General features: G+C 44.7%; 16 protein-coding genes and 1 pseudogene. 5 read left to right on the top strand and 12 right to left on the bottom strand.

Translation table 11 applies throughout. From position 1 onward, the window contains the following. Positions 1-119 precede the first annotated feature (119 nt). The 6 genes from NX722_RS03045 to NX722_RS03020 all read right to left on the bottom strand — a co-directional run bounded on the left by NX722_RS03045 (position 120) and on the right by NX722_RS03020 (position 4,179). Positions 120-665: a hypothetical protein gene (locus NX722_RS03045; RefSeq protein ID WP_262566669.1), complete on the bottom strand. Its 546-nt coding sequence runs from the start codon at positions 663-665 to the stop codon at positions 120-122. 114 nt (positions 666-779) lie between these two features. Next, the gene (locus tag NX722_RS03040) at positions 780-1,553 is read right to left on the bottom strand and encodes a hypothetical protein (RefSeq protein WP_262566668.1); all 774 of its coding nucleotides are present in this window, start codon (positions 1,551-1,553) and stop codon (positions 780-782) included. A gap of 13 nt (positions 1,554-1,566) precedes the next feature. Continuing rightward, complete coding sequence (locus NX722_RS03035; protein WP_262566667.1) at positions 1,567-2,430, bottom strand: transposase; 864 nt, start codon at positions 2,428-2,430, stop codon at positions 1,567-1,569. 8 nt (positions 2,431-2,438) lie between these two features. Further along, positions 2,439-2,993: a hypothetical protein gene (locus tag NX722_RS03030; protein WP_262566666.1), complete on the bottom strand. Its 555-nt coding sequence runs from the start codon at positions 2,991-2,993 to the stop codon at positions 2,439-2,441. Positions 2,994-3,034: 41 nt separating this feature from the next. After that, the gene (locus tag NX722_RS03025; protein WP_262566665.1) at positions 3,035-3,361 is read right to left on the bottom strand and encodes a hypothetical protein; all 327 of its coding nucleotides are present in this window, start codon (positions 3,359-3,361) and stop codon (positions 3,035-3,037) included. A gap of 104 nt (positions 3,362-3,465) precedes the next feature. Beyond that, positions 3,466-4,179: a hypothetical protein gene (locus tag NX722_RS03020; protein WP_262566664.1), complete on the bottom strand. Its 714-nt coding sequence runs from the start codon at positions 4,177-4,179 to the stop codon at positions 3,466-3,468. 588 nt (positions 4,180-4,767) lie between these two features. On the opposite strand from NX722_RS03020, the gene ltrA reads away from it, so the two are divergent. Further along, positions 4,768-6,030, top strand: coding sequence for a group II intron reverse transcriptase/maturase (gene ltrA, locus NX722_RS03015; RefSeq protein ID WP_262565434.1), 1,263 nt, complete (start codon positions 4,768-4,770; stop codon positions 6,028-6,030). 575 nt (positions 6,031-6,605) lie between these two features. Here the strand turns inward: ltrA and NX722_RS03010 are convergent. Beyond that, positions 6,606-7,076: a hypothetical protein gene (locus NX722_RS03010; protein WP_262566663.1), complete on the bottom strand. Its 471-nt coding sequence runs from the start codon at positions 7,074-7,076 to the stop codon at positions 6,606-6,608. A 168-nt stretch (positions 7,077-7,244) separates the two neighbouring features. Between NX722_RS03010 and NX722_RS03005 the strand changes: the two genes are divergently transcribed. Continuing rightward, a complete protein-coding gene (locus NX722_RS03005) occupies positions 7,245-7,487 on the top strand; it encodes a type II toxin-antitoxin system ParD family antitoxin (RefSeq protein WP_262566662.1) in 243 nt (80 codons plus the stop codon). Beyond that, complete coding sequence (locus NX722_RS03000; RefSeq protein WP_262566661.1) at positions 7,484-7,783, top strand: type II toxin-antitoxin system RelE/ParE family toxin; 300 nt, start codon at positions 7,484-7,486, stop codon at positions 7,781-7,783. The genes NX722_RS03005 and NX722_RS03000 overlap by 4 nt, the downstream gene beginning before the upstream one ends. A gap of 77 nt (positions 7,784-7,860) precedes the next feature. Here the strand turns inward: NX722_RS03000 and NX722_RS02995 are convergent, their stop codons facing one another. Further along, entirely contained in the window at positions 7,861-8,394 is a 534-nt protein-coding gene (locus tag NX722_RS02995) for a GNAT family N-acetyltransferase (RefSeq protein ID WP_262566660.1), read from the bottom strand. Positions 8,395-8,911: 517 nt separating this feature from the next. Here NX722_RS02995 and istA point away from each other — a divergent pair. After that, positions 8,912-10,450 (top strand): IS21 family transposase, encoded by a 1,539-nt coding sequence (gene istA, locus NX722_RS02990; RefSeq protein WP_262564039.1) that lies wholly within the window; start codon positions 8,912-8,914, stop codon positions 10,448-10,450. Positions 10,451-10,469: 19 nt separating this feature from the next. After that, complete coding sequence (istB, locus tag NX722_RS02985; protein ID WP_262564040.1) at positions 10,470-11,225, top strand: IS21-like element helper ATPase IstB; 756 nt, start codon at positions 10,470-10,472, stop codon at positions 11,223-11,225. Between the two features lie 464 nt (positions 11,226-11,689). Here istB and NX722_RS02980 read toward each other — a convergent pair whose 3' ends face one another. The 4 genes and pseudogenes from NX722_RS02980 to NX722_RS02965 all read right to left on the bottom strand — a co-directional run bounded on the left by NX722_RS02980 (position 11,690) and on the right by NX722_RS02965 (position 14,231). Next, positions 11,690-12,184, bottom strand: coding sequence for a GNAT family N-acetyltransferase (locus NX722_RS02980; RefSeq protein WP_262566659.1), 495 nt, complete (start codon positions 12,182-12,184; stop codon positions 11,690-11,692). After that, positions 12,185-12,418, bottom strand: a complete 234-nt coding sequence (locus NX722_RS02975; protein WP_262566658.1) for an antibiotic biosynthesis monooxygenase family protein — start codon at positions 12,416-12,418, stop codon at positions 12,185-12,187. It abuts the gene before it with no gap. A gap of 84 nt (positions 12,419-12,502) precedes the next feature. Then, positions 12,503-13,006 (bottom strand): annotated as a pseudogene (locus NX722_RS02970) (IS1634 family transposase); the annotation flags it as partial. A gap of 22 nt (positions 13,007-13,028) precedes the next feature. Continuing rightward, on the bottom strand, positions 13,029-14,231 hold the full coding sequence (locus tag NX722_RS02965; protein WP_262563783.1) for an ISL3 family transposase: 1,203 nt from the start codon (positions 14,229-14,231) through the stop codon (positions 13,029-13,031). Between the last annotated feature and the right edge of the window lie 41 nt (positions 14,232-14,272).

Genomic DNA, 14,272 nt, shown 5'->3' with positions numbered 1-14,272 from the left:
CTGCCTTATGGTGGCCTTTTTTGATTATTTTGTGGGAGCCCTAACGCCTGGTTCAGCCGCGTGCCGAAGGCACGTCGGGTGAGCGAAGCGAACGAACTGCAACCATTTGTTATGTGGCGTTACACTCGGTGAAATTTCGAATCTGAATATTCATAAAACTCCCATGCATCTTCGATGTTTTGAACAAATTTATTAGGAAGTTGTTCTGAACTATATGGATTCATTGAACCAATTGCGATATAGAACTTTTTAAAATTCCCTATCTCATTATTCATATCAAGGTTATAGATTATTTTTGCCCATTCTTTTAATATGCCATCTCTTCCCTCTCGATTATCCCAAATGTAGGTTATTAAGAATTTGTTTGGAGAACTTAGTAAAGATAATTTAGTAACCTCTTCATATGCCTTAGCACCATTGTTCTCATGTTCAATAACCCACAAAGGTCTTTTGAAACCATCACTTGTTGTTTCTAATAAAGCTAAATCAACATTTCCTGGAACAAATTCTTTCTTAGGCTCAAGTTCAAGCTCTTTAGCTAATTTTGGTAACACAGTTTTGAATATTTTATTAGTATATTCTGGAGCTTTTCCTATATTGAAAAGTTCTTCTGTGTATTCATTTACTGACTTCAGAAATATAGATTTTAATTCTTGTGTATTCATATTTTCCTCGATGTTTTTTGAGCCACATAACGCTTGCTTCAGCCGCGTGCCGAAGGCACGTCGGGTGGAGGGGCGAAGCCCCGGAACGAACTGGAAGCATTTGTTATAAGCCGATCAACTCGGTTTTGCTGCTTTAACAGCTTTTATGATCTGTTCTAATCCATCAAATGTACTTGGAAGATTTTCATCAGTTGTTAATATTCCACTAAAGATAATACTTTCAAATTTTTCTAAAGATGTGCTACTTTTCTCTCGTATATCTTTTGCATAGTCAGCATAACTCTGAATAAATTGACATAATGTTTTCCTCAAATCTATTTGAAGTAGTTGCGCCTTAACTGATTTATAATTCATTAAAATAATTCTAAAGAAATAGATTAAGATAATTTCCAATGAGGCTATAGGTAACAGCATCAGAAGCAAGGCTTCTTTTTTACTGGAAATTATATCTATATTCTTAAAAATATATGTTATTTCTAACGCTAAAGGTAGAATGATAATAATACCCATTACAATCAATGACAAAAACAACTTACTGAGCTCTTTTTTCTTTTCTTCAGCAATGTCACTAAACCCCTTATATAGGGCTACAAAATTATAACCCGTCTCATATTCTATAAGTTTTGCTGATAGCCCGTTTATTTTTTCAATTCTATTATTGTACTCATCACTCCATCTCTTATTTTCACCCTCAATTGAATCAAGCCTTTTGTGTAAATTGACAGCCTGTTCAATGTTTTTGTGATGTATTATGCGCTTACTGATCTCAGTCAGCATGTATAAACTAGCATATCTAACTTGATCTTTATGTATGCCACTCAGATTTTCTTCATCGCGTTCTATAAATTCTTTTGCGTGGCGTAAGTCCATGTTTAAATCATTAGGCATCAATGGCACTGACTTAAGCTTTACCCCGTTGATACTCGGTCAGTCTGCGTGCTTCTGCTCTTGAGTGTTGAAGCCTTTTATGGGGCTTTGGTCGTCTTTTTACTGCTCTGGGCTCACTACGACCCGGTCGGTTCCCTACAATATGCTCCGATACAATCTGTACCATGTGCTTTACCAGCTTTGGCAGTAGTGATATCTCTGTCTGTAGCAGAAGCACATGAAACTCCTGTATCGTTTCCTGCGCTGCCTTAAAGCTCATCTCTCGAGCCTGTTTTCTCAGCCCTGTTGCGGCTTGTGCCATCAGGGTTCGTATCAGGTTGTAAACCAGCAGGTGGACAGTAATCTCCTTCCTGACCATCTCCGGTGTTTTGCAACGCAGTACATCCATCTTCATGAGGCATTTGATGGATCTTAAATCCAGCTCAATATGCCAGCGGGCAAGGTAAAGGCTCACAATCTCTGACCGTGGGTATTTATCAGCATCCAACAGGGTTGTGACGATAATGCGTTTTTTGCTTTTCACAATCCTGACCATCAATTCATCAGGAACCCACTGGTCGTAGTACTCACGGCTCATCCAGTCCGGGCGTGGAGGTTTCTCCAGACGTATCAGCCCATCTTTTTTGCCCAGCTTCTGATCGCATTGCCTGAAATCCACATGACGAGCACCGTTTTTTTCGAAGACAGCATCGATGTCACCTAACTGGAGTAGTGCGACCAAAAAATAATTTTCAAAGATAGCGTCCCCAAGAACGATATCGTTGGCTCTGAGGTGTCCTACAAGCTGCCTGAACAGTGCGGTTTCACCAGTCTGTTTGCCTTTGTGCGGGGCGACAGCGTAGCCCAATACCGCACCACTGCCCAATGTCGTAAGCACTTCTATTCTCAGGAGCGGATTTCCGACCCCTTTTTTTGCGAGCCGTGTTGCGGGTAGGCTTTCTGGTTTGCAACGGTATCAGGCATAGAGAGTGTCGAGCCATCAGCAATGACTACCCGACGATTAGACCAACGCCATGACTCCGGACTGGAGTTGTCCAGATTATTACCGGATTGGGTCAGTAGCGTCACGAGGCTCGATTCAGTAAGACGCTGTCTTGCTTTGCAGTAAGCGCTGTTACTGGTTTTGCCTGGCTCTAGCCCCATGGCTACCTGATCTCTGGTATCAGCAATCAGGGCATTGCAGCAAGATTTATTTTCACTCGCAGCCTGGTGCATAAACAGGCCGAGTGTCTTTATTGGTGGGAAATCTCTAACCCTGCCGCCCTTGTATTGTGACTGGAAGTTGTCAAGGTCTTCGTTTGTGAGTATGCCGGAAAGGTTTTCATCTCCAGTCAGTGCGTACTGTCTGCGAAGGTCGTCAGCGAGGCTGAGATATTCTGGACTAAACTTGGTCATGGGCTTGCTCAGGGCGTTAATTGTTACATGACTTTTATAGTCCATTTTCTTCTTGGGCAAGCCTTTTTATATCAAGGGCTGGAGCCTTAAGTCAGTGCCATTGCATTAGGCATGGAAAAAGAAATTTCACTTAAAAATCTATAGCAGTCTACGTATACATTAAGAAAGTACTCAGCTTCATTGCTTTTAAATTCTCTCATACTTTCGATGAAATTATCACCAATCATGTCAACATTAAATTGGCAGTATTTATCCCAGTCATTTGGAGCTTTTAGCATACTTGTTAAAACAACAGAAACAACATTTATTCTTTCTTGCTGATCTTCATGATCTTTTGCATACCTAATTACCACATCTAGGAAATCATTTATTCCTTTCTGATAATTTTTGTTTTGAAAAAATTTATCTGTCACACTCAATACTCTCTTTAAGGCTTATAACGCCTGGTTCAGCCGCGTGCCGAAGGCACGTCGGGTGAGCGAAGCGAACGAACTGCAACCATTTGTTAGCTGCGTTGTCACAGTGAACTCAATAATGAATATGACTCTTTGAGTAAAACTCTTCTTTCTTCAATTTCTCGAACTGTTAGAAGCTTGTGATATATTTCGATGTAGCGTTTTCTTATGCGACTAAAATCTGGTGAATTATAACATTCTCTCATCCACTCTATTTCGGAGTTCTTAATATTATCTTTCACTTCTTTTGGTAAGTCGTGTACGTAATCTAAATAATGAAAATTAGTTGAATGCCAAATATCATGCTCGTGCTCTAGATTTTCGCCTATCACGTGCGGGATCAAGTACAGATTTAAAAGCATAAGTTCAGCAAGCATAAATCTTGCTTCAACTATTTTGTTTGCTCGATATAAACCAAGAGACCAACATAATTTTTGGATTGGTTCCCCCATATCATCTGGAAATTCCTCGTTATACCATCCCACATATTCTTCGAATTTATCCAAATCATTTAGAACAAAATATAAGCTAAACAGAATATACCTTTTACCACTCCCGTCGCTTATAAATCCAATGTCTTTTTTCTCCTTTTTCATGGATGATTTATAACTCGAAATTTTAGATTTGAGCTTTTTCTCTGTATCAGGAAATATAACCATCATGTCCCTCAAAATTTGCGAATGATGTATAGCAGCTAACGCCTTTATCAGCCGCGTGCCGAAGGCACGTCGGGTGAGCGAAGCGAACGAACTGCAACCATTTGGTACGCCCGGCATGGGCATGAACTTATGGGGTGAAAGTCCCCTGTGGGTAAACCAGCATCGGATCTGGAGCCGAATAAGCCCACCGATGATAACCACTAGCTTAAGGCAAGTGCAATCTCACGAGGGGTTGTGCGGAGGCAGTCTGACTGCAAAAGTGCGAGCCGACGGACAGAAATCGTATACAAGGCCGAGTCTCGTGGGCGAGTGAGCCAAGGATCACAAAGCCCTCTGGTTTGAGAGATACGGTAAATGCGGCGGTTGTGTACTGAAAGTTCATGCTCTTATCCGGGGAGGTCTGTTCAACATGCGATTGGTCAATCCCAGTTCTCAGCCACTGGTTACAACAGGCTCGGCGGACAGGGTTCATCACCCTGTTCGAGCAAACCCGATGACCACCAATAGCGCCTGCAGAAGTAATTCTGTGTGGTGATTGAACAGAAGTCAGCAGACGTCATAGTAGTTGTTCGACAGAAGTCGTTAATCCGATTGGAAGTCGTCAACGAAGGACTGAACACCGACGAAAAGAGGAGACTGATTCCCTCAACACAGTGCAGCCGTCCGGCGACTCACTGGAGTTGGCGAAAGAATCTTTAACCAGCTTTGAACCACGATCTACTGAGTTGCGCACTGGAACCTGCCAATTTGCTGAAAGCATGGAAACAAGTCAGAAGTAACAAAGGGGCTCCCGGAATAGATGGGATCACCATTAAAGCCTATCCTGACTTTGCCCGTCAGCACTGGCCTTCAGCGCGCCAAGCCTTACTCAATGGGACTTACAGACCATCTCCCGTCCTTCGGGCTGTTATAGAAAAGCCCGATGGTGGAGAACGGTTGCTGGGCATCCCGACAGTCATGGATCGAGTGATACAACAGGCCATTGTGCAGGTATTATCACCCATCTTTGATCCTGACTTCTCTCCCAGCAGCTTCGGTTACAGACCGGGAAGGTCTGCACAAGACGCTGTACAACAGGTTAATCGATACATTAAGCAGGGGCTGCATCAGGCGGTTGATGTTGATCTGAGTAAATTCTTTGATACGGTCAGCCATGATGTTCTTATGTCGAGAGTCTCTCGAAAGATTCACGACAAGCGTCTGTTGAAGCTGATTGGCCGCTACCTTCGTGCTGGCGTCATGGTTGATGGGCAATGCTACCCAACCCGGGTAGGTATGCCACAAGGCGGTCCACTTTCACCGCTGCTGTCGAATGTCCTTCTCGATGACCTGGACAAGGAACTGGAGTACCGGGGGCATTGCTTCGCACGCTACTGCGATGACTTTGTGATCCTCGTTGGCAGCCAGCGAGCCGGGGAGCGAGTGATGGAAAGCATCACACGTTACCTTGAGCGCAAGCTGAAACTGAGGATAAACCCGACAAAGAGCAAGGTGGTGAAAGCTACCGAAGCTGAGTTCCTGAGTTTTACCTTCACAGGGAAGCGAATCCGCTGGTCGGAGAAGAGTCTGAACCGCTTCAGGCGAAAAATCCTGAAACTCACCAGCCGAAGCTGGGGAGTATCGATGGAATATCGCTTGAAGAAGCTGGCCGAATATATCCGGGGCTGGATGGGTTATTTCAGGATAACCGAATATTACAGTCCTATACCGCGACTGGATCAATGGATACGTCGGCGGATTCGCTGTTGTTTTATCAAACAATGGCGAAAGCCGAAAACCCGTTACAGAAATTTGATCAGGTTAGGTGTTGATCACATCAAGGCCGCCTCGATTGCAGCCAGTAGCAAAGGGTATTACCGGCTAAGCAAAACCTATGCGGCACAGTTAGCATTAAACGACAGTTTTCTCAGTAAACTCGGGCTTGTTTCCCTGAAAGACTTGTGGATCAGGTTTCACCACCCTCGGTGAATCGCCCGGTGCGGACCCGCACGCCGGTGTGATGTGGGGGCTGGAGGTTAGAGACCTCCGGCTACCCGATTTAGCTGTAGCATTTAAAGAATGAACTTGAGGATTTTTGCCCAACATTTTTTTCTCTGAACTGGCAACTGGCACAGAGTCAAAAGGTTGAGAAGCAGAATAAACCAGAGATTTTATGCCCCAGAGACAGACTCTGGCGTTTGCGCTGGCGTTGCACGAGGGAAAAAAGCACTGAACCCGCTTGCCGACCACAAGCTCAGGAGGTGATGCGAATGGAATGAGCCAAAAACTCTTGATTCGATGGTCGGCATTGTACGCTGGAAAATGCACCGTCCTCTCTCGCCAGCTTGTACTGAACCTGACTTGCTGAGTTTTTCTTCTTTGCTGAAAGCAGCTCAGAACCAAAAAACTTGACGACAAGAACACAGTAACGGATAAAAACCATTCACTGAACTCTGGCTACAGCTAACGCCTAGTTCAGCCGCGTGCCGAAGGCACGTCGGGTGAGCGAAGCGAACGAACTGCAACCATTTGTTATGGTGCGGTCTTTAAGTAATAAATTTTTGTTATAAATGTGTCGATAAAATAATCTGATGATCAAATCCTTCAGATTGTTCAGGTGCCTCAAGTTGCTTAAAGACACTTTCAATAGCGCTTTCAGATACTTGCTTATCTTGCGATCTAGCCATATTTTGTGACTTAGCAATCACCAATGGTACTTTAATCCATACACCGTGAATTTGTTTTGCATATTTTTTTGCAATTGATATTGCTTGTATTCGATGCTTTTTAGCTGGAAGAGCTGCATCGAAATAAATTGACGGTTTTGTTGGCTCATGATTACGTATCCACGTTGTTTTTCCTGAACCTTGAACACCAAAGACTATGTAGACATCAGCAATACCCGAGCTTCTCTTCAAAATATTCTCAAAATCTAAATATGCAGACTCCCAAGCTGCTTTGCTGCGTTCAGGAGTCCACACCCTTCCTTCATTAGTTTCAAGATAATTATCGGGATTAATATGAGCGATCTTCATTGTTTTGTATGAGCACCATAACGCCTGGTTCAGCCGCGTGCCGAAGGCACGTCGGGTGAGCGAAGCGAACGAACTGCAACCATTTGTTATGCGCCTGCTTGACTTATGAGTACTATATACCATAATCAGGTATATATTGGTATTTGTTACCAGATCAGGAGGCTTAAAATGGCTAAAAACACCAGTATAACCTTGGGTGAACACTTTGATTGGTTTATTTCTAGTCAGGTTGACAGTGGTCGCTATGGCTCTGCTAGTGAGGTTATTCGTGCAGCTCTACGCTTACTGGAAAGCAAGGAGACCAAACTTAACACTCTCAGAAATTTGCTTATAGAAGGTGAAGATAGTGGTTTTGCTGAATACGACTACGATACCTTAATTGATGAATTGGATAGCGAAGACAGAAAATGAAGCCTTTTATTTTAACCCAGAAAGCCAAGGCCGACTTAAAAGAAATCGCTAAATTCACTATGAAACGCTGGGGTAAAGCACAACGGAACCTTTACTTAAAGCAGTTTGATGACACTTTCCATTTACTATCTGATCGACCAGATATTGGAAAATCCTGTGATGAAATTAGAAATGGCTACTTGAAATTTCCTCAAGGTAGTCATGTAATATTTTTCAAGCAATCCAGCAAGAAACAGATAGAAATTGTCAGAATTCTTCACAAGAGTATGGATGTTGAGATTCACTTTGGCGCATAACGCCTGGTTCAGCCGCGTGCCGAAGGCACGTCGGGTGAGCGAAGCGAACGAACTGCAACCATTTGTTATGCGTAATTTTATACACCCATGGTCATTGCTGTTTCAGAAATAGATTGACCATCAATTCTGTATTGATCTTGAAATTCACCTACAATACTGAAACCATTCTTAAGATATAGATTTCTTGCAGGAGTGTTTTCAGATAAAACACAAAGGTCTAGCCAGTCAATGACTTTATTTTCCTGACAGAAGTTTATAGCTGTTTTAATCAGCTCTGTGCCAATACCTTGCTTCCGATATAAGCTATCAACTCCCATGCCAAGTAAAACCCTGTGCTGACAGTTCACATCACTATGAGGGCGTAAATCTATATGACCTCTTATCTTTCCTGATTCATCTTTAGCAACCCAGAGCTTTCTCCAACCAGATTCTCCAAACTCATTTGAGAAAGCAATTGTGAATTTATCTTTTGTAGATTCAGCTAGTTTTTTCTGATTTCTAGACACAGGCTGAAAAAGAAAATCTGCATTCTCTCCATTTTCTAAGAGATGCTCTTCGAGATATATAAAGAATGAATTTAAATCTGTTTTTCTTGCTTCTATTATTTTCATACACAGAACTCGATTAATTACGCATAACGCCTGGTTCAGCCGCGTGCCGAAGGCACGTCGGGTGAGCGAAGCGAACGAACTGCAACCATTTGTTAGGTGCCCTCGCAACTCCATTGTTGTTTATTGGCACCCAACTTGAAACAACTCCTCTTGCCGTTTGCTGCGGAATCACCGCTATAAACTGCTGAGAAAGGCAGAGGAGTTGAATTAAAACTCTGAGACAAAAAAGCATAGAGCTTTTTGAAGCTCAACTTTGGAACCGACCCCAAAACCATCAAGTTAACATGCACCCACTGTCAGCATTTGCTGAGAAGGTGACCAAGTTAATACTGGCGTTACCTGGGTATTCCGGAGCCATCCGGCCACCGATTCCGCTTACATTCGGCCACCCATTCCGTTAGTATCCGGCCACTGATTCCGTTACATCCGGCCACCCCCTTACCGACCAGTGGCGCAGTCCCATAATTCACCGCTACCCTCAAGCTTGAGACCTCCTCAAGGACGAGTGGATAGCATCATGAAGAGACTGCCCATGCGCAAAATTCGTGAAGTACTCAGGCTCAAATTCGAGCACCAACTCAGCATCCGGAAGATTGCCAGTAGCTGCAATATTTCCAGAGCAACCGTCAGTGATTACCTTAACCGGTTTGCTGCTTCCGGACTGGAATGGCCTTTGTCGTCTAATCTGGATGAGACGACACTGGATCAACAACTGTTTCCCGTTCAGCCGCCTGCCTCAAAACGGCAACTGGCCTTGCCAGACTGGAGCGAAATTCATCAGGAACTTCGCAAGTCCGGTGTCACCCTGATGGTACTCTGGCAGGAATACAAGACCAATCATCCTGACGGCTATCAGTACAGTTGGTTCAGTGACCGCTACAGAGAGTGGCGAACGCATCTTGATGTTGTTATGCGCCAAAATCATATTGCAGGCGACAAGCTGTTCATCGATTACGCTGGACAGACGGTTCCTGTCGTTAATCAGCACACAGGGGAGGTTCAGCAGGCGCAGGTGTTTATTGCGACGCTTGGTGCCTCCAGTTACACCTATGCAGAAGCCACATTATCTCAGTCCTTGCCAGACTGGATAGGCTCTCACGTGCGTACCTTTGAATACCTGGGTGGAGTACCCAATAACCTGGTGCCGGACAACCTGAAAAGTGGCGTGAAGCATCCTCATCGTTATGAGCCTGAGATCAATCCTACTTATCAAGACCTGGCCGAACATTATAATGTCGCTGTCGTACCTGCGCGGGTACGATCCCCCAAAGATAAAGGTAAGGTCGAGTCTGCTGTCCAGATAGTTGAACGGTGGATACTGGCGCGTTTACGTCACCAGACATTCTTCTCTCTGGCTTCACTCAATGAGGCTATTGCAGGGTTACTGACAGAACTGAATAACCAACCGTTCCAGAAACTGTCCGGCAGCCGTCGCTCATTGTTTGATTCTCTTGATAAGCCTGCACTGCGCCCACTGCCTGAAATGCGTTATCAATACGCAGAATGGAAAGAGGCACGAGTACATATTGACTACCACGTAGAGGTCGACAAACACTACTACTCGGTCCCTTATCAGCTGGTCAAAAAGCAATTAAGTATACGCATGACCAGTCAGACGATTGAGTGCTTCCATAAGGGGCAAAGAGTCGCCAGCCACCGGCGTTCGCAGCATAAGGGCAGGCATACTACTCAAGCCAGCCACATGCCGGAAAAGCACCGTAAATATGCCGAGTGGACACCAGAGCGAATGCAAAGCTGGGCGGCAAAAATCGGACCTGAAACCGCAGCCGTCATCCAGCGCGTCCTTGCAACACGGCGTTATCCTGAACAGAGTTACCGAAGTTGTCAGGGCATCATCCGTTTAGCCAAAGGCTACGGTAATGACCGACTTGAAAACGCCTGTCGTCGTGCACTTTATGCAGACACCTGCACTTACCGGAGCATAGAGTCAATCCTGAAGCACAATCTCGATCAGCAACCGCTTCCGGAACTGGAGACAGAGACGTTGTTGCCTGATGAGCACGAGAACCTTCGGGGTTCAGACTACTTTAACTAACGACGACAGGAGAATAAAAATGTTAATGAACCCTACGATGGAAAAGCTTCAGGCTCTGAAGCTTACCGGTATGCTCGAAGCATTGGATGAGCAGCTTAAAAGTCCGGATATAGAGCAGCTGTCCTTTGATGAGCGGCTCGGCTTAATGATTGACCGTGAAGTGACCGCAAGGGATAACCGGCGTTTAAAAACAAGGCTTAAAAAAGCACGACTACGTCATGATGCCTGCATGGAAGACATAGACTATCGTCACCCCCGTGGTCTTAAACGAGACCAGATACAGCAGTTGTTATCCAGCCACTGGATACGGGAGCATCAGAACGTGATCATTACAGGGCCGACAGGTGTGGGAAAAACCTGGCTAGCCTGTGCAATGGCACAAAAGGCCTGCCGGGATGGGTACACAGTGCAGTACCTCAGGCTGCCGAGATTACTGCAAGATCTGAACTTGGCAAGGGCTGACGGTCGCTATGTGAAACTGATGACAGCACTGGCAAAAACTGACCTTCTTCTTTTAGACGACTGGGGTCTATCAACTCTGACAGAAAGCCAACGACGTGACCTGTTAGAAATAGTAGAAGACCGGCACAATGTAAAAAGCACCCTGGTCACCAGTCAGATGCCGGTAGATCACTGGCATGAATTGATCGGCGATCCAACACTGGCAGATGCCATTCTGGACAGGCTGATTCACAACGCTCACCGGGTGCCACTGAAGGGCGACTCCCTGCGCAAGAAACAGTCAAAACTGGCAAATTCAGAACTTACGTCCTAAGCTGCTATCCGATGCGTCGCTACGCTCCGAAGAGGGGTGGCCGGATACACTGGAACAGGTGGCCGGATGTTACCGGAATTGGTGGCCGAATGCGCTGGAATACCCAGTTACCCTTTTCTTTAAATGAGAACGAAAACTTACTCGCCAGAAACACTGAACTTTCACCAACCCTGAGGGAAACTCATTAGTCCCAAAGTTCACGAAACCAAAAGGCTGAAAGTTTGAAATAACTTAACCGTGGAACAGAATCAAAGCTGAAGGTTGATCTGAAATTACTGCCAGAAACACCAAACAAAAAAACTCTCAACACAAACAGAAGTTGCATATTGGCTCTGTGTAAAACTCGCAGCGCAGACAGAACCTTAAGATATAAACCTTTGTTTGACCTCAGGCACCTAACGCCTGGTTCAGCCGCGTGCCGAAGGCACGTCGGGTGAGCGAAGCGAACGAACTGCAACCATTTGTTATGTGCGTACTCTCCCCATGTGATACACACTCACATACTTGCCATTCCTGAATGCGTAGTCTGGTGATTCACCTTCTATGGTGAAACCATGCTTTTTATAGAGGCAAATAGCCGCTTCGTTATCAGTGAATACTGTGATTTCAATTCGTCTTAAATTTAACCAGTTATCGGCTAAGTTAGTTATCTCTGACAAGAGTTTTGAACCAACACCCTGGTTCTGGTGTGAATCTTTAACAGCCATACCAAAACTACCAACGTGTTTCCTGCGTGGATTTTGGTAAACCTCGAAACCAACCTGTGCAATGATCTCAGAATTCTGCTCGGCGACCAAACTGCAAAAACCTGTTGGTAGGTTTTCAAGCCTTGATTGCCATAACTGCATTGAAGAGTAAGGTAGCTGTAACGTACCAGATGAAGCAACCTTACCTTCGTAAATTCTTTTGATCTCAGGAATATCTGCTACTTCACTATGCCTGATAATTATTTCTGACACTTAATCACCTTTAGCTTCTTTTTTATAATCATGTAAAACTTCGACAACCTGTACTTGATATGATTTATACCATTCTTTCTGCCCGTAGCGTTGGGCAATTTGGTGTTTCTTATCATTTTTCCAAGCTTGAATTTGTTCTTTTGATTCCCAATATGATATTACAATCTCATAATCTCCTTCAGAACACGAATCAAACCCTTTGCAGCCATATTTTTCAAATGCAAGATTTCTCATTTCTCTGCTGTAGAGAAATAATCATTATCAAGTTTTTTATTTTTGCCTTAAAAATTACTGCATACCCGTCATTCACCACCCTATTCAGGAATAAATTTCTTGGTACGTTGAGCCCAAAATAAAAATGATCGTCGATTGCCTCTCCGATATTCCAACCATGTGTTTCTCCGTCCCGTTAACCGACAGCACATGAATCCCATCAAAGCACAGGAAAACCCATCTGCCCGTTGGGTTCTGGGCTGGTTTCTTCTTCATGTCCGGGAACGTTCGGCTCTGCCTTTTCAGTTCATAGCGGATTCGATGCTGAATTGCAGCATAGACCATAAGACAGAGTGTCATCACCATTAACAGGGCCTCAATACGCTCAGGTTTTTTGAGATACAGTGAAGACACCAGAAAATCAGGGCTCTTCAGGAAGCGAAAACCTCTCTCAACCTGCTGCTGGGATTTATACGTCCTCAGTAGTTCGCCAGCGTCAAGCCGGGCTGTATCTGTATCGTTGGTTGCCAGAACAAAACAACCCAACGATGCTTCTGCATCACGACGAGTCTGTACAGCAACCGCGCAGGAGCCTGTCACATAATATTCGGCTCTTTTACAGGTTGGCTGATCATTTTACAGCCTCCTGCCTGATTTTAAGATAGAGGTAATCAAGATCATTGTAGCCACAAGCTTTGTAGATAATCCGTTTGATGACTCCATTGAAAGCTTCAATCTTCGCGCTGGTTATACGATGATGGCAGTACGACAGCAAGCCCTCTCTTGCCCTGTCCAAGCCCTTAGCAAACCTCTTAAGTTCTGCAATTCCGGTTTCTTTTGCTAACTCTATCCATCTATCCAGAAACTTGCCGGCACACGCTTTGTACGTGTACGTCCATAGCTGTTTGAGCATGTCTTTCAGGATGTAAGCCTGATTGAGATCCTCGTTCATGCTCAAGAGCTCTTTCAGACTGCTTTCTCGCTTTGGAGTCAGGTTCTCAGGGTTCATGAACAGGTTGAACCGCTGACCCTTGATAAAGGGCTTGTTCTCTTCTTCAGCCTGACGCCACTCCCTGCGCCTTATCTGATCTATCACATCATTATAATTGGCAATAATGTGAAACTTGTCGTATACAATATCCGCATTGGGCAAGTGCTCTTTCACCGAAGCCTGATAGCTGCCACCACGGTCTATGCCAACACACTCGATGCTCGCTTTTTGCTCTTCAGTCAGGCTGCTCAAGAACTCATCCAGAGTCTCTTTTCGCTTGCCTTCACCAAGGAAGAGGGTTTCTCCTGAGTCGGCGTTAAGAACAACGGTAAGATACTGATGGCCTTTGCCAATGGATTTTTCGTCAATGAGCAGAGCGCGAATACCGTCACGCTTTGGAGCTGAAAGCATTCTCAGCAGCATCTCTTTATCCCAACGACGGGCAGTACCACCGGATATAGCAATGAATTCAGGCACCTTGTCGCAGGGCATATAGCGACATAAATGGCTGACGTGTCGTTTAAGGCGATCGGTTGCCTGAGCCTTGGGAGTTAAACCAGGAATAGTAACGGTTTCAATATTGTTGCAGTGTGAGCAGCGGCCCTGAAAAGCTGTGAAGAGAAGATTTACCTGTAGAACTCCCAGTGGTAAATCCTGGACACACCGATCTTTTGTCTTCATTTGTCCCATAGGGGTTTCACATTGACTGCATTTCTCGTGCTGAATTCGGCCATCCCTGCGGAGATAGACAAAAGCTTGTTTGACTTCCCAATCAATATCAATCTGCTCGATTACCCAGCCGGGAAATGCGAACATAGGACGTAGTGAGGGTGTTGTACACATGTCTGATCCTTCAGAAATTTTGATCTGTTCAAATCAATCTT

The organism is Endozoicomonas gorgoniicola, assembly GCF_025562715.2.
Lineage (GTDB): Bacteria > Pseudomonadota > Gammaproteobacteria > Pseudomonadales > Endozoicomonadaceae > Endozoicomonas_A > Endozoicomonas_A gorgoniicola.
This window is presented reverse-complemented; position numbering and strand designations above follow the sequence as displayed.